Origin of the sequence: Streptomyces sp. BK79 (assembly GCF_044142145.1) — a bacterium.
Lineage (GTDB): Bacteria > Actinomycetota > Actinomycetes > Streptomycetales > Streptomycetaceae > Streptomyces.
Genome location: NZ_JBHVOC010000007.1, coordinates 1 through 21,029 on the forward strand (window position 1 = coordinate 1; position 21,029 = coordinate 21,029).

Here is a 21,029-nt window from a genome sequence, read left to right on the forward strand (position 1 = left end):
CGCCCGCCCGGGGCCGGGGCCCCCCGGGGGGGGGGCCCCCGGCGCCGGGTGGTGCGGGTGGGTCGGTGGCGGGTCAGCCCAGCTGCCGCAGGGCGTCGTCGTCCACGTTCAGGCTCTCGACGGTGACGGTGTCCTGGACGGTGCTGACGGTGTCCTCCACGTCGAGGTTGAGCGGGAGGTCACCGGGGGCGGCGTGGGACGGGCTGACGGCCGCGACGACGAAGCCGGTGGCGAGGGACGCGATGGCGAGCATGCTGCGCTTCTTCATGCCTGCTTCAACTGCGCAACCGCCCCGGGGTCACGGGTGCGGGGCGGAGCCTCCCTCGACCGCGGGAGGCCGACGCGGGCTCAGACCCGGGCCGGCGTCGCGTCCGCCGCCCTGGTGAGGGCCGCCGCGGCCGCCCCCACCAGCCCCGCGTCCGTCCCCATCTGGGCGGGTACGACCGACAGGCGCCGCACGAACGACAGGGTCGCGTAGTCCGTCAGGGCCTTGCGCAGGGGGGCGAAGAGCACGTCGCCCGCCTTGCCCACGCCCCCGCCGATCACGGCGATGTCGATCTCGACGAGCGTCGCGGTGGCCGCGATGCCGGCGGCCAGTGCCTGCGCGGCCCGTTCGAAGGAGGCCACGGCGACGGGGTCGCCCAGGCGGGCGGCGGCGGCGACCGCCTGGGCCGAGGTGTCGCCGTCCGGGCCGGGGCGCCAGCCGGCGTCGAGGGCGCGGCGCGCGATGTTGGGTCCGCTCGCGAGGCGCTCCACGCAGCCGCGCGCGCCGCAGGGGCACGGATCGCCGTCCAGGTCGACGCTGATGTGACCGATGTGTCCGGCGTTGCCGGTCGGACCGGGGTGCAGCCGCCCGTTCAGGACCAGGCCGCCGCCGACGCCCGTCGAGACCACCATGCACAGCGCGTTGTCGTGTCCGCGTGCGGCGCCCTGCCAGTGTTCGGCCGCCGTGATGGCCACGCCGTCGCCGATCAGCTCGACGGGCAGGTCACCGGCGGCGGCGCGGACCCGCCGCACGAGCGGGTAGGCGCGCCATCCGGGCACGTTCACCGGGCTGACCGTGCCGGCGGACGCGTCCACCGGGCCGGCGCTGCCGATGCCGACGGCCGTGACCCGCCCCCACAGCGGCGACGCCGTCAGCTCTCCGAGCACGGCCTCGACCGCCAGCATCACGGTGTCACCGTCCTCCCGGGCGGGTGTCGCCCGCTGGGCGCGCGCCTGGATGCGGCCGTGGCCGTCCACCAGCGCTCCGGCGATCTTGGTACCGCCGATGTCCAGCGCTGCCACGAGGTCGGTGTGCATCAGAGTCGGATCTCCCCGTCGGACCGAAAGAACAAAAAAAGCACGAGAACTGGCGAGCACTAGCAGGAACTGGCGAGAACCAGCGAGAACACGTGCGCGCAGCAGACCGGTCTCCCGGTGGGGACGGGGGCCGGAGAGTGCGATGGACAGTGTCTCCCGCATCTGACAACGTTGTCCAGGCTCTATGCTCGACGCCACATCCTCATACAAACGCATGACCGACACATCCCCCGTGGACGACAGGAGCCGACGCACTCCCGTGGACGACAGGACAGGACACCGCATCGTGCCCGACACGCCCCGCCGCGCAGACCGCCTCCCCGGGAACCGTTACGGCAATCGGCCGACCATGAAGGACGTCGCCGCCCGGGCCGGGGTCGGTCTCAAGACCGTCTCCCGGGTGGTCAACGGGGAGCCGGGGGTCACGCCGGAGACCGAGCGCCGCGTGCAGGAGGCCATCGACGCGCTCGGTTTCCGCCGCAACGACAGCGCGCGGGTGCTCCGCAAGGGCCGCACGGCCAGCATCGGGCTGGTCCTGGAGGACCTGGCCGATCCCTTCTACGGGCCGCTCAGCCGTGCCGTGGAGGAGGTGGCCCGGGCCCACGGCGCCCTGCTGATCAACGGTTCCAGCGCGGAAGACCCCGACCGCGAGCAGGAACTGGTGCTGGCGCTGTGCGCGCGGCGCGTGGACGGGCTGGTGGTGATCCCCGCCGGGGACGACCACCGGTACCTGGAGCCGGAGCTGAAGGCGGGGGTCGCCACGGTGTTCGTGGACCGTCCGGCGGGGCGGATCGACGCGGACGTCGTGCTGTCCGACAACTTCGGCGGCGCCCGCGACGGCGTGGCCCACCTCATCGCGCACGGGCACCGCAGGATCGGCTTCATCGGCGACATGCCCCGCATCCACACCGCCGCCGAGCGGCTGCGCGGCTACCGGGCCGCGATGGAGGACGCGGGGATACCGGTCAAGGACTCCTGGATGTCCCTGGGCGTCACCGACCCGGAGCGGGTGCGGCGGGCGGCCGAGGAGATGCTCGCCGACCCGCATCCGGTGACCGCGGTCTTCACCGGCAACAACCGCGTGACGGTCACCGTCGTCCGCGTCCTCGCCGAACACGCCCGCCGTGTCGCCCTGGTGGGTTTCGACGACATCGAGCTGGCCGACCTGCTCCAGCCGGGCGTCACCGTGGTCGCCCAGGACGCGGCGGCCCTCGGCCGCACCGCCGCCGAGCGGCTCTTCCGGCAGCTGGACGGCACCCTGCTCGCCCCCGACCGCATCGAACTGCCGACCAGGCTCGTCACCCGGGGCTCGGGCGAGCTGCCGCCGGCGGACTGAGCGCCCCCTCGGCCTCGGGCCGCGCGGCCGGTCCCGTACGGCGCTCCGCGCGGCCCTCGACACCGCCACCACCGGAAGGATCCGCACCGTGCCGCACCCGCCCAGCGATGCGCCGGGGCCCGCGCCCGGCGAGGAACCGTGTGCGGCGCCCGGCGAGGACCCGTGGCCCGCGCCCGGCGAGGACCGGACACTGCGGGCGCTCGGTCTGGCGGGTGTCCCGCGTGAGGAGCCGTTGCTGTACCCGGGGGCGTGGCCCCGGGAGTCGGGGGTGCTGGACGGGGACCGGCTGCTGCCGCTGGACCGGGTGACGTTCGAGGACCGGGTGCCGGTGCTCGCGATCGGCTCCAACGGCAGCCCGGGCCAGTTGCGCCACAAGATGACGGAGTTCGGGATCGACTCGCCGCTCCCGATGGTCAGGGCGCGGGTCACCGGCCTCGACATCGGCGTCTCCGCCCATGTGAGCCGCATGGGGTACGTGTCCGCGTCGCCGATGGGCGCGCCGGGCGTCGTACGGGAGCTGTTCGTGCTGTGGCTCGACGCGGAGCAGCTCGCCGTGATCGACGCGAGCGAGGGTGTGCCGATGGCGTCCGGCAACTTCGACCGCGCCTGGCTGCCGGCACCCGACGTACGCGTCGAGCCTGCGGACGGGACGGTGCTGCCCGGCGCCTACGTGTACGTCAACCGCCACGGTGTCCTCGGCGACGGCGACGGAACGCCGCGCCGGCATCCGGGCGACCAGCGCGTCCTGATCACCGAGCTGCTCCGGGGGTCGGCCCGGCTGCGCGAGCTGTTCGGGACGACGCCCGAGGAGTTCTGCGCGCGGGCGCGGGCCGACCGCGGGCTGTGCGAGCGCGGGACGCGGCTGTTCGCCGGGGAGGGGCGGGTGACGGCGTCCGGCCTGGAGCGCTACGTGCGCCCCGGCCGGACCGGGGAACCCGCCCCGGGGATCCGTCCCCCTACTGCGCCGATGCCGTGAGGTCGCCGCGCCGCGGGGACGAGAAGCCCTCCAGGTCGGCGCGGGTCAGACCGGTCAGCCGGGCCACCTCACCGATGTCGAGGGCGCCGCAGTCCAGGCCGCGCAGCAGGTAGCCGCTGAGGGCCTTGGCGGTGGCGGGCTCGTCCATGACGTCGCCGCCGGTGCGGTTGGCGTAGCGGGCGAGGCGGCCGGCGGCCTGCTCGAAGCCCTCGCGGTAGAAGGCGAACACGGCCGCGTACCGGGTCGGGATGTGGCCCGGGTGCATGTCCCAGCCCTGGTAGTAGGCGCGGGCCAGCGCGCGGCGGGTGAGACCGAAGTGCAGCCGCCAGGCGTCGTGGACCTTCTCGGTGGGGCCGACGGGCAGGACGTTGGTGGAGCCGTCCGAGACGCGTACGCCGGTGCCGGCGGCGGCGACCTGCATGACCGCCTTGGCGTGGTCGGCGGCGGGGTGGTCGCTGGCCTGGTACGCGGCGGAGACGCCGAGGCAGGCGCTGTAGTCGAAGGTGCCGTAGTGCAGGCCGGTGGCGCGGCCCTCGGCGGCCTGGATCATGCGGGCGACGGCGGCGGTGCCGTCGGCGGCCAGGATGGACTGGCTGGTCTCGATCTGGATCTCGAAGCCGATCCGGCCGGGCTCCAGGCCGCGTGCCTTCTCGAAGGCCTCCAGGAGCCGCACCATCGCGGTGACCTGCTCGGGGTAGGTCACCTTGGGCAGGGTGAGGACCAGGCCGTCCGGGAGGCCGCCGGCCTCCATCAGGCCGCTGAGGAAGACGTCGAGGGTGCGGATGCCCCGGGCGCGCACGGGGGCCTCCATGCACTTCATGCGGATGCCCATGTACGGGGCCGCCGTGCCCTGCGCGTACGCCTCGGCGACGAGCCGCGCGGCGCGGGCGGCGGCCTCGTCCTCCTCGGCGTCGGAGCGGTTGCCGTAGCCGTCCTCGAAGTCGACGCGGAGGTCCTCGATCGGCTCGCGCTCCAGCTTGGCGCGCACCCGGCTGTACACCGGCTCGGCGAGGTCGTCGGTGAGGCCGAGGACGGCGGCGAAGGAGGCCGCGTCGGGGGCGTGCTCGTCGAGGGCGGCGAGCGCGCGGTCGCCCCAGGAGCGGACGGTGTCGGCGGCGAAGACGTCACCGGGGACGTAGACGGTGTGGACGGGCTGGCGGGTGCCCGGGTCTCCGGGGTAGCGGCGCTCCAGCTCCGCGTCGACCGGTGCGAGGGAGGCACTGATCTCCTCGCCGACGGCGCCCGCGAGGCTCGTGGCCACCTTCTCCTGCTGACCCATCCCACACCCTCCTGAAGTTCACTTTTCCGCTGAACGGAATCAATAATCCGTAGAGCGAAGTTATCTGCCGGTCCCCCGCCGGTCAACACCATCCTGCGCAGACGCCGAGGCCCCCGCGACCACGGACGGTCGCGGGGGCCTCGGTCGGGGTCTTCCGACGGGATGCTCAGCCCTTGCGGGACTTCACTTCCTCGGTGAGCTGCGGGACGACGTCGAAGAGGTCGCCGACCACGCCGTAGTCGACCAGCTCGAAGATCGGGGCCTCGGCGTCCTTGTTGATCGCCACGATCGTCTTCGAGGTCTGCATGCCCGCGCGGTGCTGGATCGCGCCCGAGATGCCGGAGGCGATGTACAGCTGCGGCGAGACGGACTTGCCGGTCTGGCCGACCTGGTTGGTGTGCGGGTACCAGCCGGCGTCCACCGCGGCGCGCGAGGCGCCGACGGCCGCGCCGAGGGAGTCGGCGAGCGCCTCGATGATCGCGAAGTTCTCCGCGCCGTTGACACCACGGCCACCGGAGACCACGATCGCGGCCTCGGTCAGCTCGGGACGGCCGGTCGACTCGCGCGGCGTGCGCGAGGTGACCTTGGTGCCGGTCGCGGCGGCGGAGAAGGACACCGACAGGGCCTCGACGGCACCGGCGGCCGGCGCGGCCTCGACGGCGGCGCTGTTCGGCTTGACCGTGATGACCGGGGTGCCCTTGGAGACGCGGGACTTGGTGGTGAAGGCGGCGGCGAACACCGACTGGGTGGCCACCGGGCCCTCGTCGCCGGCCTCCAGGTCGACGGCGTCGGTGATGATGCCGGAGCCCAGGCGCAGCGCCAGGCGGGCGGCGATCTCCTTGCCCTCGGCTGAGGACGGCACCAGCACGGCGGCCGGGGAGACGGCCTCTACGGCGGCCTGGAGGGCGTCCACCTTGGGGACGACCAGGTAGTCGGCGTACTCGGCGGCCTCGCTGGTGAGGACCTTGACCGCGCCGTGCTCGGCGAGGGCGGCGGCGGTGTCACCGGCGCCGTTGCCCAGGGCGACGGCGACGGGCTCGCCGATGCGGCGGGCGAGGGTCAGCAGCTCCAGCGTGGGCTTGCGGACGGCACCGTCCACGTGGTCGACGTAGACGAGAACTTCAGCCATGGGACTTCTTCTCTCCTGCTTGCGAGATGTGAGGGGCGGTCGGCGAATCCGGGGCTCAGATGAACTTCTGGCCCGCGAGGAACTCGGCGAGTTGCTTGCCGCCCTCGCCCTCGTCCTTGACGATGGTGCCCGCGGTGCGCGCCGGGCGCTCGGTCGCGGAGTCGACCTTGGTGTAGGCGTTCTCCAGGCCGACCTCGTCCTCGTCGATGTCGAGGTCGGAGAGGTCCCAGGACTCCACCGGCTTCTTCTTGGCCGCCATGATCCCCTTGAAGGAGGGGTAACGCGCCTCGCCCGACTGGTCGGTGACCGACACGACGGCCGGCAGCGACGCCTCCAGCTGCTCGGTCGCGGCGTCGCCGTCGCGGCGGCCCTTGACGGTGCCGCCCTCGACCGAGACCTCGGACAGCAGCGTCACCTGCGGCACGCCCAGGCGCTCCGCGAGCAGCGCGGGCACGACGCCCATGGTGCCGTCGGTGGAGGCCATGCCGGAGATGACCAGGTCGTAGCCGGCCTTCTCGACCGCCTTGGCCAGGACCAGGGAGGTGCCGATGGCGTCGGTGCCGTGCAGGTCGTCGTCCTCGACGTGGATCGCCTTGTCCGCGCCCATGGACAGCGCCTTGCGCAGCGCGTCCTTCGCGTCCTCGGGGCCCACCGTCAGGACGGTGATCTCCACGTCGTCGTCGGAGTTCTCCGAGATCTGCAGCGCCTGCTCGACCGCGTACTCGTCCAGCTCGGAGAGCAGACCGTCCACGTCGTCCCGGTCGACGGTCAGGTCATCGGCGAAGTGCCGGTCGCCAGTGGCGTCGGGCACGTACTTCACAGTGACAACGATCCTCAAGCTCACGCCGGCTCTCCTACTGCGTCGACATTTCAGTGCTGCCTCTTGCAGGCAGCATAGGCGCCCCAAGCGGCCGATCCCGGTCGGGGCGACCCGCGCTCCGCCCGGAATATTACTCGTCAGTACATCCAGTTCTTTCCCGCTAAGCAAGCGCTTTGAACTGTGACCTTCGCAACGCAGCGTAACCGGAACCCGACGGCTTCGCAGGAGCCGTCCCGCCGGCCGGTCAGTCGCCCAGCCCGTGATAGCGCCCTTGGTGGTACAGCAGGGGCCGGCCCTCGCCCGCGGGGTCGCCGGACAGGACCTCCGCCAGCACCACGCGGTGGTCCCCCGCGGGCACGCGGCCGACGACGCGGCACACCAGCCAGGCGAGGACGCCGTCCAGGACGGGGACGCCCCCGGGGCCCTCGCGCCAGGCGGTGGGCGCGGCGAAGCGGTCGGCCCCGCTGCGGGCGAAGGTGGCCGCGAGCCCTTCCTGGTGCTCGCCGAGCACGTGCACACCGACGTACTCGGCGACGGACACCGCGGGCCAGCTGGACGAACCGGTGCCGATGCCGAAGGAGAGCAGCGGCGGCTCGGCGGAGACGGAGGCGAGCGAGGTGGCCGTGAACCCCACCGGCCCGGCGTCACCGCGCGCGGTGATCACCGCGACCCCCGCCGCGTGCCGCCGGAAGGCGGACCGGAACAGGTCGGCCGTGGCGAGCCCCGGCGACGCGAGGCCGGGTGTGACCGTCATGGCGGGTGTTGCCCTTCTGCGTTGCGCCTCGCCCCGGGGAGAGGGGAACGAAGGCCGGGGTGCAGGCTGACGACGAGTGGTACCCACAGTCAATTACGTCCTCGGACACGGGGCTGTGGAGAACGCCTCACCGGTGGCGTGGCGATGGTCACACCGCCTCCCCCAGCGCCGCGATCACGTCCGCCTTGCGCGGCTGCCCGACGGCGCGCCGTACGACCCGGCCGTCGGCGTCGAGGACCAGCACGGTCGGTGTGCTGAGCACGTCCAGGGCGCGGACGAGCTCCAGGCGCGCCTCCGCGTCGATCTCGACGTGCGCGACACCGGGGACCATGCCGGCCACCTCCGCGAGGACCCGCCGGGTGGCCCGGCAGGGCGCGCAGAAGGCACTGGAGAACTGCACGAGCGTGGCGCGCGCGCCCAGCTCCGCGCCGAGCCCGGCCGAGTCGAGCAGTGGGCCCGACCCGTCGGGCGCCGCTTCCGCCACGCCGGTCCGCGCACCCGCGACGCCTCGCCGCCCACCCGGCACGTCGTGCCGCCCGTCGTCGCCCTGCCCGCGCACCCGCGTCCTCCGTTCCGCCGCCCGCACGGCTCTCCTCGGCCCGCGGCGCACGCCTGCCCCCGGTCCGGTCGTCCATGGGTGCAGCGCGCACGGATCGGCGGAGATTCCCGTTCAGCGTCATGTTTCGGCCACCGAACGGCCGATGACGTGATGAGGATCTCGCCACGGGCGGGCACCAAGGCTGGTACACGGGCCGTTCATGGGGCACGATCTGCGACAAGCCGTAAACCTACGGCTGCGTAACTTTCGACTGGGAGCCCCTTCTTCCCAGGCTGACAAGGAAGGGTCCGACCCGCCCATGGCAGAACTCGCCTATCGCCCGGCCATCGGTCTCGCCCGCACCCTCTTCAAGGCGTGGGACCTCAAGATCGACTGCCAGGGCTCGGAGAACATTCCGCGCTCGGGCGGTGCCGTGCTGGTGAGCAACCACATCAGCTACCTGGACTTCATCTTCGACGGCCTGGCCGCGCTTCCCCAGAAGCGGCTGGTGCGCTTCATGGCGAAGGAGTCGGTCTTCCGGCACCGGGTCTCCGGTCCGCTGATGCGCAACATGAAGCACATCCCGGTGGACCGCAAGCAGGGCGAGGCGGCGTACGCGCACGCGCTGGACTCCCTGCGGTCGGGCGAGATCGTCGGCGTCTTCCCGGAGGCCACGATCTCCGAGTCGTTCACGCTGAAGAGCTTCAAGTCGGGCGCCGCGCGCCTGGCCCAGGAGGCGGGCGTCCCCCTGATCCCCATGGCGCTGTGGGGCACGCAGCGGCTGTGGACCAAGGGCCACCCGCGCAACTTCAAGCGCAGCCACACCCCGATCACGATCCGGGTCGGCGAGGCCATGGAGGCCCCCCGCGATCAGTACGCGGGCGCCCTCACCCGCAAGCTGCGCGAGCGCGTGCAGGAGCTGCTGGAGGCCGCCCAGCGCGCCTACCCGGTCCGCCCCAAGGGCGCGGACGACCTCTGGTGGATGCCGGCCCACCTCGGCGGCACGGCCCCCACCCCGGAGCAGGTCCGCACGGCCGAGGCGCACTGACCCCGGCCGACGGACCCGGCCGCTACGGCAGCGCGGTCGGCAGCGTCGCCCACAGGTGAGCGCGGTCGGTGGCCGCCTTGAGGACGTCCAGTACGGCCGGATGCGGTGCCGCGTACAGCTCCGGGCAGTCCTCCTCCCCGGCCGCCGTGTCCGGCGTGAAGGCCAGCCGCTCCCCCTCCAGGGAGAACCGGGCGTTCACGCCGGGCTTGTTCCCGCGCGGGTCCTGGCGGTGCCAGGCGCCGTCGAAGCGCACGGCGACCAGCCCGTGGATCACGTCGAACCGCTGGTAGCACAGCGCGGTCGGGATGTCCTCGGCCCGCAGCAGCGCGGCCAGCGCGTGCGCCTTGGCGTAGCAGATGCCGGTGCGCTGCTCCAGGACGTCCGAGGCGCGCCAGGTGACGCGCGGGTCACCGGAGTCCTGGGAGTGCGGAACGGTGTCGCGCACGAACTCGAAGGCCAGCCGCGCATAGTCATACGAGTCCGCCGCCTCCTTGGCGAGCCGCCCGGCCGCCTCGCGCACACGCGGGTGGTCGTGGTCGATGGCCTCGTCGGCGGCCAGGTAAGCAGACAGGTCAGGGGACTTCTGGATCAGCTCCATGTCCGCAGAGCATAGAAACGCGACCACCCGCCAGTCAATGACTTTTCAGGTGGTCGCATATCTATGCATAGCCCGAGAGGCTCCCGCTAGCGCGCCGTCTCCTCCTTGAGGGCGGCGACGAACGCGTCGACGTCGTCCTCGGTGGTGTCGAAGGCGCACATCCAGCGCACGTCGCCGGCGGCCTCGTCCCAGAAGTAGAAGCGGAACCGCTTCTGCAGGCGCTCGCTCACCTCGTGCGGCAGCCGCGCGAAGACCGCGTTGGCCTGCACCGGGTAGAGGATCTCCACCCCGTGCACGGCGCGCACGCCCTCGGCGAGCCGCTGGGCCATCTCGTTGGAGTGCCGGGCGTTGCGCAGCCACAGGTCCTTGGCGAGCAGCGCCTCCAGCTGCACGGACACGAAGCGCATCTTGGAGGCGAGCTGCATCGACAGCTTGCGCAGGTGCTTCATGTGGCGCACCGCGTCCTGGTTCAGGACCACGACCGCCTCGCCGAACAGGGCGCCGTTCTTGGTGCCGCCGAGGGAGAGCAGGTCCACGCCGACCGCGTTGGTGAACGTGCGCATGGGCACGTCCAGGGAGGCGGCCGCGTTGGCTATCCGGGAGCCGTCCAGGTGCACCCGCATGCCGTGCGCGTGGGCGTGCTCGCAGATGGCGCGGATCTCGTCGGGGGTGTAGAGCGTGCCCAGCTCGGTGCTCTGGGTGATCGACACGACCTGCGGCATCGCCCGGTGCTCGTCGTCCCAGCCGTACGCCTGCCGGTCGATCAGGTCGGGCGTGAGCTTGCCGTCGGGCGTGGGCACGGTGAGCAGCTTCAGGCCGCCCATGCGCTCGGGGGCGCCGCCCTCGTCGACGTTGATGTGCGCGCTCTCGGCGCAGATCACCGCACCCCAGCGGTCGGTGACGGCCTGGAGCGCGACGACGTTGGCGCCGGTGCCGTTGAAGACCGGGAACGCCTCGGCGCCCGAGCCGAAGTGGCTGCGGATCACGCGCTGGAGGTTCTCGGTGTACTCGTCCTCGCCGTACGCGACCTGGTGCCCGCCGTTGGCCAGGGCCAGGGCGGCGAGCACCTCGGGGTGCGCGCCGGCGTAGTTGTCACTGGCGAAACCGCGGACCTCGGGGTCGTGATGGCGACGCGCGTCGGTCTTCGGGGGGTTCACGGCTTCTCGGTCAGCCACAGACGGTTTCCGTTCACTTCCGCGGCGGGCTTCTCCCAGACTCCGGCGACGGCCTCGGCGAGGTCCCGTACGTCCGTGAAGCCCGCGAACTTCGCGTTGGGGCGCTCGGCGCGCATCGCGTCGTGCACCAACGCCTTGACCACCAGGATCGCAGCCGCGGAGGTCGGCCCCTGCTCGCCCCCGGCCTTGCGGAAGTAGTCCGCCATGGCCAGTGTCCACGCCTCGGCGGCGGCCTTGGCCGCCGAGTAGGCGGCGTTGCCCGCGGTGGGGTGGCTCGCGCCCGCGGCGCTGATCAGGACGTAGCGCCCGCGGTCGCTGCGCTGGAGCGCCTCGTGGAAGGCGAGGGAGGTGTGCTGCACGGTGCGGATCAGCAGCTTCTCCAGCAGGTCCCAGTCGCCGAGGTCGGTCTTGGTGAAGGTCTGGCTGCCGCGCCAGCCGCCGACGAGGTGGACCAGGCCGTCGACCCGGCCGAAGTCCTTCTCGATCCGGTCGGCCCAGGCGCGGGTGGTGTCGAGGTCGAGCAGGTCGACCTTCTCGCCGGTGACCGCGGCGCCGCCGTGCGCGTAGCGGGCGGCGTCGACCGCCTCCGCCAGCCGCTCGGGGTCGTTGTCCGAGCCGACGACCGTCGCGCCCGCCTCGGCCAGCCGCAGCAGCGCGGCCCGTCCGGCGGGTCCGCCCGCCCCGGCCACCGCGATCACCGCGCCGTCGAGCGCCCCGTTCCCCATGGTCCTCGCCTCCCGAGCCTGTTGCCGTGCCTGTTCCTGCCCGCCGGTGCCGTCGCTCACGCGGCGGCCCGCTCGGCGCCGTCCGCCGAGGCCGTGATGCCCTTGGTGGAGGCGATCACGTTCTTCAGCTTCTTGGACAGGGCCTCGTAGAACATGCTCAGCGGAAACTCGTCCGCGAGCACGTCATCGACGAGTTTGCGCGGCGGCAGGGTCAGGTCCAGGGCGTCGGGGCCCTTGGCCCACTTCGAGCCCGGGTGCGGGGCGAGGTAGGTGGAGACCAGCTCGTAGCCGGCGAACCAGTGGACGAGCTTGGGGCGGTCGATGCCGTCCCGGTAGAGGGTCTCGATCTCGGCGCAGAGCTGGTTGGTGACCTGCGGGGCGCGCTGCCAGTCGATGAAGAGCTTGTTGTCGGTCCAGCGGACGACGTCGTGCTTGTGCAGGTAGGCGAAGAGGAGCTGGCCGCCGAGCCCGTCGTAGTTGCGCACGCGCTCGCCGGTGACCGGGAAGCGGAACATGCGGTCGAAGAGGACCGCGTACTGCACGTCACGGGCCTGCGGGACGCCGTCGGCCTCCAGCTTCACGGCCTCCTTGAAGGCGGTGAGGTCGCAGCGCAGCTCCTCCAGGCCGTACATCCAGAACGGCTGGCGCTGCTTGATCATGAACGGGTCGAAGGGCAGGTCGCCGTGGCTGTGGGTGCGGTCGTGGACCATGTCCCACAGGACGAACGCCTCCTCGCAGCGCTTCTGGTCGTGGACCATCGCGGCGACGTCCTCGGGCAGGTCCAGGCCGAGGATGCCGACGGCGGCCTCGGTGACCCGGCGGAAGCGGGCGGCCTCGCGGTCGCAGAAGATGCCGCCCCAGGTGAAGCGCTCGGGGGCCTCGCGCACGGCGATGGTCTCCGGGAAGAGGACGGCCGAGTTGGTGTCGTAACCGGCCGTGAAGTCCTCGAAGGTGATGCCGCAGAAGAGCGGGTTGTCGTAGCGGGTGCGCTCCAGTTCGGCCAGCCAGTCGGGCCAGACCATGCGCAGCACGACCGCCTCGAGGTTGCGGTCCGGGTTGCCGTTCTGCGTGTACATCGGGAAGACGACCAGGTGCTGCAGGCCGTCGGCGCGGTGCGCGGCGGGCTGGAAGGCCAGCAGCGAGTCCAGGAAGTCGGGCACCTCGAACCCGCCGTCGGCCCAGCGGCCGAGGTCCTTCACCAGGGCCTCGTGGTAGGCGCGGTCGTGCGGGAGCAGCGGGGACAGCTCCTCGACGGCACCGGCGACGCGGCGTACGGCGTCCTCGGCGACGGCCCGCTCCGGGGCGCCCTCGGCGGCGAAGTCGATCGATCCGTCCTTGGACTGCCAGGGCCGGATGCGCTCCACGGCATCCTTGAGCACGGGCCACGCCGGGTGCTCCACCACCCTGCTCGCCGGAGGAATGTTCTCCTCCACACCCACCTGCACAAGAATTTCCGTCATGTCCCATCCTCCACGGGAGAAGCTCGCGTCAGGACACCGTATGCGTACGAGGTTTCTCCTATCAAGGGGAGCCTCCGTAAATTATCCTGCCCGACCCCGAGCTTCACCGCATTTTTTCCTGCGGGATGCCTGACTCCGTATACCAGGCGCGGCACAGGGGAAACGGTCCCGCAGGGCCGTTAGGCTGCGCCCTGCCATCGCCGCCGTCGACGGAAGCGAGTCGAGCCTTGAACTTCCTCACCATCGGTCACCGCGGAGCGATGGGTGTCGAACCCGAGAACACCCTGCGTTCCTTCGTCGCCGCCGAGCAGGCCGGCCTCGACGTCGTCGAACTGGACCTGCACCTGAGCAAGGACGGCGCGCTCGTCGTCATGCACGACGCGGACGTGGACCGCACCACCGACGGCACCGGCGCCATCGCCGACAAGACGCTGGAGGAGCTGCGGGCACTGGACGCCGGCCGCGGGGAGCGGATCCCGGTCTTCGAGGAGGTGCTGGACGCCGTCTCGGTGCCGTTGCAGGCCGAGATCAAGGACGCGGCGGCGGCCCGGACACTCGCCGAGGTCATGCTGCGGCGCGACCTGGTGGACCGGGTGGAGGTCATCTCGTTCCACGACGAGGCCATCGTGGAGATCGCCCGGCTGGTGCCGGGGGTGCGGACCGCGCTGGTCGCCCAGTACTACGGCCCGGAGGTCGTCGACCGCGCCGTCGCGGCCGGCGCCCGGACCCTGTGCCTGGACATCGAACGGATCACGCTGGAGGTCGTGCGGCTCGCCCGCAAGGCCGGCCTGAGGGTCTTCTGCTGGACGGTGAACACCCAGGACCACCTGCGGCTGGTGCGCGCCCTGGGCCTGGACGGCGCGACGACCGACTACCCGGAGATCAAGCGCACCGGCCGCTTCACCGCCTGAGCGGGCGGGCCGGCGCGCGTCACACCAGCGGCTTGACCAGCAGCTCGAACGCGAGGTCGTCCCGCTGCGGAATGCCGAAGCGCTCGTCGCCGTACGGGAAGGGGGTCATCTCTCCCGTACGGCGGTAGCCGCGGCGCTCGTACCAGGCGATGAGGTCCTCGCGCACGGAGATCACGGTCATGTGCATCCGAGTCGCGCCCCACGTCTCGCGGGCCCGCCGCTCCGCCTCCGCGATGACCTTCTTGCCCAGCCCCTCGCCCTGGAGCGCCGGACTGACGGCGAACATCCCGAAGTAGGCGTGCGCGCCGCGGTGCTCCAGCTGGCAGCAGGCGACTATCGCGCCGTCCCGCTCGACGGTCAGCAGGCGGCTGTCGGGCGACTTGATCACCGCCAGCACCCCCTCCGGGTCCGTGCGCTGCCCCTGGAGGATGTCCGCCTCGGTGGTCCACCCGGCCCGGCTGGCATCGCCGCGGTACGCGGACTCGATGAGCGCGACGAGGTCGTCCACGTCGGCGTCGGTGGCGTCGCGGTAGGTCAGTCGGCCGGTGGTGGTGTCCATGATGGGATGTCTCTCCGATTCGTCCTCGGGCGCGGCGCGGGCACCGACGAGCGTAACGCTGCCAGTAGGGTCGGTCCGCATGGTGCATGTACTCAGCAGCCGGATCCTGCTCCGCCCCACCGACCCCGACCGCTCCCGCGCCTTCTACGGCGGGCAGCTCGGGCTCGCCGTCCACCGGGAGTTCGGCACCGGGCCGGAGCGGGGCACCGTGTACTTCCTCGGCGGCGGCTTCCTGGAGGTCTCCGGCCGCGCCGAGGCGCCGCTCGACCCCGCGCTCAAGCTGTGGCTCCAGGTCGAGGACGCGGCGGCGGCCCACGACGAACTGCGGGGCCGGGGGGTCGCCATCGTGCGTCCCCCGGTCAAGGAGCCGTGGGGACTGGTGGAGATGTGGATCGAGGACCCGGACGGCACCCGGATCGTGCTGGTGGAGGTGCCCGCGGACCATCCGCTGCGCTACCGGCCGGGGATCTGAGCCGTCGGGGCGGTACCTGCCGGATGGCCGCGGGCCGGGCCCGGCCTTAGCGTGCTGTGAAGGGGACGGACGGTCTGCGGCTCTGCTTCGGTCTGCGGCTCTGCTTCGGTCTGTGACTCTGTGGCTCTGTGGCTCTGTGGCTCTGCGGAAGGACACCCGGCGATGAAGCTCCACGAACCGGTGCTCGGTGGTCCCTGCTGGGCGGAGCTGGGGACCGGCGACCTGGAAGCGGCCAAGCGGTTCTACACCCGGCTGTTCGGCTGGCGGCCCGAGACCGACTCCCGGCAGCAGGCGGGCGGCTACACGATCGCCCACCTCGGCGACGCGGCGGTCGCCGCCCTGACCCCGCTGTACCAGCCGGCCCAGCCGGTCGCCTGGAACGTGTCGTTCGCCGTGCGGGACGCGGACGCCGCCGCACAGCAGGTGGCGTCGGCCGGCGGGGCGTTCACGCAGGGCCCCGTTGACGTCTTCGACTCGGGCCGCTTCGCGGTGGCCGTCGATCCGACCGGCGCGGTGTTCCAGCTGTGGCAGGGGCGTTCGTTCCCGGGCGCCGGGCTGTTCAACGCGCCCGGCTCGCTGGGCTGGGTGGAGCTGCTGACCCGGGAGCCGGAACGGGCCGCGGACTTCTACACCACCGTGTTCGGCTGGAGCGTGACCGCCTCGGACCGCTACCCGCAGTGGGGGATCGACGGCGCCGACTTCGGCGGCATGGTGACGATGGACGACAAGTTCCCGCACGAGGTGCCGGCGCACTGGCTGCCGTACTTCGCGGTGGCGGACGTGGAGACCGCCGCGGCCGACACGACCGACGGGGGCGGCACCGTGCTCATGGAGCCGGTCTCGCCTCCCGACGGGCCGCGCATCGCGGTGCTGCGGGACCCGCAGGGAGCGATGTTCGGCGTGTACCGGGCCGGCGACGAGCGCGAGCGCTGAGCGGTCCGGTCCGCTCAGGCCCGCAGCGCCTCCGGACGGCTCTCCAGCCGGCCCAGCAGCGCCCCCAGGAGGGCCGCCAGCTCGCCCTGCTCGGTTCCGCCGACACCGGACAGCACGGCGGACTCGTAGGCGAGCTGCTCGGGCAGGATGCCGTCGACGAGGTCGCGTCCCGTGTCCGTGAGGCGGACGTGGGCGACACGGCGGTCGCGGGTGTCGCCGCGCCGCTCCACCAGGCCGCGTTCGGTGAGCTGCTTGAGTCGCTTGGTGACGGCGGCGCCGGAGGAGAAGGTCTCGCGGGCCAGGTCACCGGGGGTCAGTTCGTGCCCGGTACGGCGCAGCGCGCCGAGCAGGTCGAACTCGGCGCGGGTGAGGCCCGCCCGGCGCAGCGGGGCGTCCTCGGCCTGCTGGAGCAGGGCGGCGCAGCGGTTGATGCGGCCGATGATCTCCATCGGCCCGGTGTCGAGGTCGGGGTGCACGGCACGCCACTGCCGCACGACCGCGGCGACGGTGTCCCCGCCCGGCCCGCCCCGCGCGTCGCACCCGGTCGCCGATCCCCCGTCGGTTGCGCTCATGGCCGTACGTCCTCCGTTCTCGTGCCCGTCTCCCGGTCCGGGCGCGCTGCCTGGCGTCGCACCGTTGCGGCGAGCGTACGGTGTCCGGACTGCTCGGCGAGCACGACCCTCTCCTGCGGCAGGGCGCGCCCCCACCATTCGCCGGCCGCGGCGTCGGCGGTGGCCCGCAGGTCGGTGAGCGCGGCGGCCAGGCCGCGGCGGGCCGCCTCCAGGGCGCCGGGGGCCGGGTCGGGCTCCGCCAGGAGGCGGGCGGCGCGTTCGCGGGCGCCGTCCACGACGGTCACCGCGTGTGCGACCCGGTTGCCGGCGCGCCGGTTGGTGACGGCGACGGCGGCGAGGAAGCCGACCAGGGCGCCGACGAGGGTGTCCACCACCCGCTCCGTCATCAGCTCGCCCGGCTCCTGGTAGCCGGCGAACTCGGTGATGAGCAGGGCCATCGGGGTCACGCAGACGCTGCCGAGCCAGTAGTTGCGGGTGATGAGCGCCTCGGCGCCGAAGTTGAGGGCGAGGCAGAGCAGGACGAGGAGCGCCTGCCCGAGATGGGCGAGGGGGGCGATCACCGCGAACAGCAGCACCCCGGCGAGGTTGCCGACGACGCGCTGGACCGCCCGGCTCCAGGTCAGGGTGATGTTGGCCTGGTAGAGCGCGGCGGCGGTGACCAGGGCCCAGTAGGGGCGGCCGATGCCGAGGGCGAGGGAGGCGTAGCCGGCCAGGGCGCAGCCGAGGGCGGTGCGCAGGGCGATCGGCGTCAGCGGGCCGAGCCGCTGCCACAGGGGTGCGGCGGGGGCGGCGAGTTCGGCGTCCACACCGAGGAGTTCCTCGGCGGTCCCCGGGGTGACGGCGGGGCGGGGGACGCGGCCGGTGCCGCGCAGGGCACGGGCCCAGGTGCGCAGCCGTTCCGGGTCCGCGTCGGCGGGTGCGGCGAGGGCGACCTCGGCGCGGACGACGAGGTGCTCAAGGGCACGCCGGGTGGTGGCGCGGGTGCCCGTCGCCGGCAGGGACAGCAGCGTCTGCCAGGCGGCCTGCACGGCGGCGTACCCGGCGGCGCGGGCTGCGGTGTCACCGTCGCCGGTGCCGCGGGTGCCGGCGTAGGCGGCGGCCGCGTTCAGGGCCTGGGCGGTGGCCCGGCGTTCCGGCCCGTGGGGGCGGACCAGGGCGGGTGCCATGCAGACGATCCAGGCCCAGGCGCCCGCGGCGGCGCCCAGCGCCAGGTGGGAGGGGATCTGGCCGAGGGTCTGCGGTACGAACAGGGCCGCGGAGCTGATGAAGGTCAGGACCACGTTGCCCGGCGGGCCGACGCGGGTGGCGTCGCACAGGGCCTTGTGCGCGGCGGCCAGCAGGGCGCCGACGGTGACGAGCACGACGGCGTTCTGGGTGAGCGAGGCGGCGACCAGGGCCACGGCGACCCCGCCGAGCATGCCGAGCACCACCCAGGCCAGGGTGCGGGCGCGGGCGGCGTAGGGGCGGTTGTGGGCGTAGAGGGCGCACAGGGAACCGGCCATGGTGTACATCGCCAGGTCGAGCCGGCCGAGCGCCAGCAGGATCAGGTTGGGCGGGGCGACGGCGGCGACCGAACTGAGGGCGGGCTTGAACCAGATCTCGGAGGGCCGGCGCAGGCGCAGCACGCCGGTCAGGGACAGACGTCGGCCCAGGGAGGTGCCGGAGGTGGGGGTCGCACTGCTCATGAAAAAAGCTTAACAGGTGTTTTACCTGTAAAGAGAATTGCGGGCGCACCAGTGCCGCGATGCCGACCAGCGGTGATGCGGCGCGCTCCCCCGAATACCCCCCGTGTACATCCTTGCGCTCGCGTGCGCGCCGCGCCGCCCGGGCAGGTCTCGACCGATCGCCGATCGTCGACCACCGAGCGGGGAGGCACGTGTGCACGGACCGGCGTCGTCCGGGTGGCTGCTGGTCGCGCTCTGCGCGGCGACCGGCGCGTACTGCCTGCTGCGGATGCGCAGCGGCGTCGAGGAGCAGCGCCGGGCCGCCGGCGGTGAGGCCCTCATGGGGTTCGGCATGGCCGCCATGGCCGTGCCCACGACGGCGTTCACCCCGCCGGAATGGGCCTGGCCCGTCTACGCGGTGGTGTTCGGCGCCGCCGGGCTGCGCGCGCTCTGGGCGGCCCGGTCCGGGCGCCACCACGTGCACCATCTCGTCGGGGCGGCGGCCATGGTCTACATGGCGGTGGTGATGGCCGGCGCCCCCGCCCATGCCCACGGGCACGGCACGTCGGGCGTCCCCCTGCTGACGGGTGCCCTGTTGCTCTACTTCACCGGGTATGTGCTGCTGTCCGGTGTGCGCCTGATACCGGTCGCCGCCGTGGCCGGGGGCGCCGCGGCGGCCGGGTGGGGCGACCGGCCGGAGCTGTCGCGGGCCTGCCGACTCTGCATGGGCATCGCGATGCTGGCCATGCTGCCGGCCATGTGACCCCGGCGGGGCGCACCCGACCTGCCCGGCGCATCCCGGCGGATCCCGGCGGGGCGCACACAGCCTGCCCTGTCGGCTCCCGGCGGGGCGCGCACGCCCTGCCCGGCCGACACCGGCGCGGCACACGGCCCGCCCAGCCGACCCCTGCGGGGCGCGCGGCCCGCAACCGGGGATCCCGCCCGCGGCCGTTGCCTGCGTCACTTCGCGCGCCGGGCCACACGGCAGGCGGCCGGGCGCTCATAGGCTGCCGACATGATTCTCCCCGCGGCACTGTTGCTGCTCGGTGCCCTGACCGCCGTCCTCGCCCCGAGGCTGCTCGCCTGGGCCGACTGGGCGGACCGTGAACCGGTGGTCGCCCTGTGGGTGTGGCAGTGCGCGGTGGGGACCGTACTGGTGTGCTGCGCGCTGTCGATGACGTTGAGCGCGGCGGCGGCCTGGCACGCGGTCGGCTGGCACGTCTTCGCGCCGGCGCCCGGCCCGGTGGTCGAGGCGTACGCGCTCGGCACGTCCGGCCTCTGGGCGGACACGACCGCCGTCGCGCTGGCCTGCGCGGGCCTGTGGAGCGCCACGATGCTGGCCAGGGAGGTCGTACGGGCCCGCGCCCGGCGTCGGCGGAGCCGGGCCGAACTCCTGCTGCGCGCCCCGGTACTGCCCGGCGAGGTACCGGGCCCGGACCCGCTCGTCGTCCTGGAGGGCGAGCGGCCGGACGCCTGGTGGCTGCCCGGCACCCCCCGCGGCTGGTCGTCACCACCGCCGCGTTGCGCCGTCTGAAGGGCCGGCAGCTGGACGCGGTGCTCGCCCACGAGAAGGGGCACGCGCGGGCGCGGCACGACTGGCTGCTGCACTGCTCGGCCGCACTGGCCGACGGGTTCCCGCAGGTGCCGGTGTTCGCGGCGTTCCGGGACGAGATGCACCGCCTGGTCGAACTCGCCGCCGACGACGTGGCCTCGCGCCGCTTCGGCCGGCTGACGACGGCCCTGGCGCTGGTGGAACTCAACGAGGATCGCGGAGTGTTCGGCCCGTGCCCGGCCGCTCAGGCCCATGTCCCGCAGCGGGTGCGCCGGTTGCTCACCCCGCCGGACCGGCTGCCGGCGGCCCGGCGGCTGCGGCTGACGGCGACGGCCGCGCTGGTGCCGGTGGTGCCGGTGCTGGTGGCGTTCGTACCGGGGCTTCGGGCGCTGGGGTAGTCCCTCGCGGCTCACCGGCCCCAGGGAATCGCTCCGGGATTGGCCCCGGACCCCCCGGGTCGGCGAGTATCGCAGCATGCAGACGCCGCCCGTGGACTCACCGCCCGGTCCCCCGCAGCCCCGTACCGCCCCCTTCGCCGGCTGGGTGCTGGCCGTGTGCTCCGCCCTGCTGCTCGTCCTGGTGGCGGCCGAGTGGGGCCCGCTGATCGGCCTGGACGACGACATCGCCGACACGACGCACCGCTGGGCGGTCGACGAACCGGGCGTCACGCAGACCATGCGGATCCTCACCGACTGGGTGTGGGACACGTGGACGATGCGGCTGCTGTGCGCGGTCGTGGTGCTGTGGCTGTGGGTGCGGCGCGGGGACCGGTGGACGGCCGTGTGGCTGGGGGCGGCGTGCCTGGTCGGGAGCCTGGCCCAGCAGGTCCTGAAAGCCGTGGTGGACCGTGCCCGCCCGGTCTGGCCCGACCCGGTGGACTCCGCGCACTACGCGGCCTTCCCCTCGGGCCACGCCATGACGGCCACGTTCGTGTGCGGCCTGCTGCTCTGGCTCCTCCACCACTACGGCGCCCCCCGGCCCCTGCGCCTGACCGCCCTGGCCGTGGCGGTGGTCTCCGTGGCGGGCGTCGGCGTCACGCGCGTGTGGCTCGGCGTCCACTGGGCCACGGACGTCGTCGGCGGCTGGCTCCTGGGCTCGCTGGTCGTGGCCGTCGCGGTGGTGCTCCACCGGCGCCTGCGCCCCTGACCGGCCCGGGCCGCGTACGCCGTCGAGCGGCCGTCATCCGGCTGTCATTCGTCATGCGACCGGGACACCTCCCGAGGCCC

22 protein-coding genes and 1 pseudogene are annotated in these 21,029 nt (G+C 73.3%); 9 read left to right on the forward strand and 14 right to left on the reverse strand.

Going from position 1 to position 21,029, the window contains the following annotated elements:
- Positions 1 to 73 precede the first annotated feature (73 nt).
- Together ACFIF2_RS10175 and ACFIF2_RS10180 are read right to left on the reverse strand one after the other, a co-directional pair.
- The gene (locus ACFIF2_RS10175; protein WP_395572216.1) at positions 74 to 268 is read right to left on the reverse strand and encodes a hypothetical protein; all 195 of its coding nucleotides are present in this window, start codon (positions 266 to 268) and stop codon (positions 74 to 76) included.
- 80 nt (positions 269 to 348) lie between these two features.
- A complete protein-coding gene (locus ACFIF2_RS10180; RefSeq protein WP_395572217.1) occupies positions 349 to 1,302 on the reverse strand; it encodes an ROK family protein in 954 nt (317 codons plus the stop codon).
- Positions 1,303 to 1,561: 259 nt separating this feature from the next.
- Here ACFIF2_RS10180 and ACFIF2_RS10185 point away from each other — a divergent pair, with 259 nt between their 5' ends.
- Positions 1,562 to 2,638, forward strand: coding sequence for a LacI family DNA-binding transcriptional regulator (locus ACFIF2_RS10185; protein ID WP_395572218.1), 1,077 nt, complete (start codon positions 1,562 to 1,564; stop codon positions 2,636 to 2,638).
- A gap of 190 nt (positions 2,639 to 2,828) precedes the next feature.
- Positions 2,829 to 3,614, forward strand: a complete 786-nt coding sequence (locus ACFIF2_RS10190) for a hypothetical protein (RefSeq protein WP_395572491.1) — start codon at positions 2,829 to 2,831, stop codon at positions 3,612 to 3,614.
- On the opposite strand, the gene ACFIF2_RS10195 is transcribed toward ACFIF2_RS10190, so the two are convergent.
- The 5 genes from ACFIF2_RS10195 to ACFIF2_RS10215 all read right to left on the reverse strand — a co-directional run bounded on the left by ACFIF2_RS10195 (position 3,595) and on the right by ACFIF2_RS10215 (position 8,080).
- Complete coding sequence (locus tag ACFIF2_RS10195) at positions 3,595 to 4,893, reverse strand: DUF6986 family protein (protein ID WP_395572219.1); 1,299 nt, start codon at positions 4,891 to 4,893, stop codon at positions 3,595 to 3,597. The two genes, ACFIF2_RS10190 and ACFIF2_RS10195, sit on opposite strands and share 20 nt — an antisense overlap.
- 166 nt (positions 4,894 to 5,059) lie before the next feature.
- On the reverse strand, positions 5,060 to 6,022 hold the full coding sequence (locus tag ACFIF2_RS10200) for an electron transfer flavoprotein subunit alpha/FixB family protein (RefSeq protein ID WP_395572220.1): 963 nt from the start codon (positions 6,020 to 6,022) through the stop codon (positions 5,060 to 5,062).
- A gap of 55 nt (positions 6,023 to 6,077) precedes the next feature.
- Positions 6,078 to 6,866: an electron transfer flavoprotein subunit beta/FixA family protein gene (locus ACFIF2_RS10205; protein ID WP_395572221.1), complete on the reverse strand. Its 789-nt coding sequence runs from the start codon at positions 6,864 to 6,866 to the stop codon at positions 6,078 to 6,080.
- A 220-nt stretch (positions 6,867 to 7,086) separates the two neighbouring features.
- Complete coding sequence (locus ACFIF2_RS10210; RefSeq protein WP_395572222.1) at positions 7,087 to 7,596, reverse strand: flavin reductase family protein; 510 nt, start codon at positions 7,594 to 7,596, stop codon at positions 7,087 to 7,089.
- A 148-nt stretch (positions 7,597 to 7,744) separates the two neighbouring features.
- The gene (locus tag ACFIF2_RS10215) at positions 7,745 to 8,080 is read right to left on the reverse strand and encodes a TlpA family protein disulfide reductase (protein WP_395572492.1); all 336 of its coding nucleotides are present in this window, start codon (positions 8,078 to 8,080) and stop codon (positions 7,745 to 7,747) included.
- Positions 8,081 to 8,453: 373 nt separating this feature from the next.
- Between ACFIF2_RS10215 and ACFIF2_RS10220 the strand changes: the two genes are divergently transcribed.
- Positions 8,454 to 9,182, forward strand: coding sequence for a lysophospholipid acyltransferase family protein (locus ACFIF2_RS10220; protein ID WP_395572224.1), 729 nt, complete (start codon positions 8,454 to 8,456; stop codon positions 9,180 to 9,182).
- Positions 9,183 to 9,204: 22 nt separating this feature from the next.
- Here the strand turns inward: ACFIF2_RS10220 and ACFIF2_RS10225 are convergent, their stop codons facing one another.
- The 4 genes from ACFIF2_RS10225 to ACFIF2_RS10240 all read right to left on the reverse strand — a co-directional run bounded on the left by ACFIF2_RS10225 (position 9,205) and on the right by ACFIF2_RS10240 (position 13,140).
- Entirely contained in the window at positions 9,205 to 9,780 is a 576-nt protein-coding gene (locus tag ACFIF2_RS10225) for a transglutaminase domain-containing protein (RefSeq protein WP_395572225.1), read from the reverse strand.
- 86 nt (positions 9,781 to 9,866) lie between these two features.
- A complete protein-coding gene (locus ACFIF2_RS10230) occupies positions 9,867 to 10,937 on the reverse strand; it encodes a threonine aldolase family protein (RefSeq protein ID WP_395572226.1) in 1,071 nt (356 codons plus the stop codon).
- Positions 10,934 to 11,680, reverse strand: a complete 747-nt coding sequence (locus ACFIF2_RS10235) for an SDR family NAD(P)-dependent oxidoreductase (RefSeq protein WP_395572227.1) — start codon at positions 11,678 to 11,680, stop codon at positions 10,934 to 10,936. Before ACFIF2_RS10235 ends, ACFIF2_RS10230 begins: the two co-directional genes overlap by 4 nt.
- 56 nt (positions 11,681 to 11,736) lie before the next feature.
- Positions 11,737 to 13,140, reverse strand: coding sequence for a DUF6421 family protein (locus tag ACFIF2_RS10240; RefSeq protein ID WP_395572228.1), 1,404 nt, complete (start codon positions 13,138 to 13,140; stop codon positions 11,737 to 11,739).
- A 227-nt stretch (positions 13,141 to 13,367) separates the two neighbouring features.
- Between ACFIF2_RS10240 and ACFIF2_RS10245 the strand changes: the two genes are divergently transcribed.
- A complete protein-coding gene (locus ACFIF2_RS10245) occupies positions 13,368 to 14,051 on the forward strand; it encodes a glycerophosphodiester phosphodiesterase (RefSeq protein ID WP_395572229.1) in 684 nt (227 codons plus the stop codon).
- A gap of 19 nt (positions 14,052 to 14,070) precedes the next feature.
- Here the strand turns inward: ACFIF2_RS10245 and ACFIF2_RS10250 are convergent, their stop codons facing one another.
- Positions 14,071 to 14,610 carry a GNAT family N-acetyltransferase gene (locus ACFIF2_RS10250; protein WP_395572230.1) on the reverse strand — a complete coding sequence of 180 codons (540 nt, stop codon included), beginning with the start codon at positions 14,608 to 14,610 and terminating at the stop codon, positions 14,071 to 14,073.
- A 79-nt stretch (positions 14,611 to 14,689) separates the two neighbouring features.
- On the opposite strand from ACFIF2_RS10250, the gene ACFIF2_RS10255 reads away from it, so the two are divergent.
- Together ACFIF2_RS10255 and ACFIF2_RS10260 are read left to right on the forward strand one after the other, a co-directional pair.
- Positions 14,690 to 15,082, forward strand: coding sequence for a VOC family protein (locus ACFIF2_RS10255; RefSeq protein ID WP_395572231.1), 393 nt, complete (start codon positions 14,690 to 14,692; stop codon positions 15,080 to 15,082).
- Between the two features lie 162 nt (positions 15,083 to 15,244).
- The gene (locus tag ACFIF2_RS10260) at positions 15,245 to 16,015 is read left to right on the forward strand and encodes a VOC family protein (protein WP_395572232.1); all 771 of its coding nucleotides are present in this window, start codon (positions 15,245 to 15,247) and stop codon (positions 16,013 to 16,015) included.
- Between the two features lie 14 nt (positions 16,016 to 16,029).
- On the opposite strand, the gene ACFIF2_RS10265 is transcribed toward ACFIF2_RS10260, so the two are convergent.
- Together ACFIF2_RS10265 and ACFIF2_RS10270 are read right to left on the reverse strand one after the other, a co-directional pair.
- Positions 16,030 to 16,587, reverse strand: coding sequence for a MarR family winged helix-turn-helix transcriptional regulator (locus ACFIF2_RS10265; RefSeq protein ID WP_395572233.1), 558 nt, complete (start codon positions 16,585 to 16,587; stop codon positions 16,030 to 16,032).
- On the reverse strand, positions 16,584 to 18,272 hold the full coding sequence (locus tag ACFIF2_RS10270) for an FUSC family protein (RefSeq protein WP_395572234.1): 1,689 nt from the start codon (positions 18,270 to 18,272) through the stop codon (positions 16,584 to 16,586). The genes ACFIF2_RS10265 and ACFIF2_RS10270 overlap by 4 nt, the downstream gene beginning before the upstream one ends.
- A gap of 193 nt (positions 18,273 to 18,465) precedes the next feature.
- Between ACFIF2_RS10270 and ACFIF2_RS10275 the strand changes: the two genes are divergently transcribed.
- From ACFIF2_RS10275 to ACFIF2_RS10285, 3 genes and pseudogenes are all read left to right on the forward strand, one after another.
- Entirely contained in the window at positions 18,466 to 19,014 is a 549-nt protein-coding gene (locus tag ACFIF2_RS10275; RefSeq protein ID WP_395572235.1) for a DUF5134 domain-containing protein, read from the forward strand.
- A 252-nt stretch (positions 19,015 to 19,266) separates the two neighbouring features.
- A pseudogene (locus ACFIF2_RS10280) lies at positions 19,267 to 20,201 on the forward strand (M56 family metallopeptidase).
- A gap of 76 nt (positions 20,202 to 20,277) precedes the next feature.
- Positions 20,278 to 20,949: a phosphatase PAP2 family protein gene (locus ACFIF2_RS10285; RefSeq protein ID WP_395572236.1), complete on the forward strand. Its 672-nt coding sequence runs from the start codon at positions 20,278 to 20,280 to the stop codon at positions 20,947 to 20,949.
- The last annotated feature ends 80 nt before the right edge of the window (positions 20,950 to 21,029 follow it).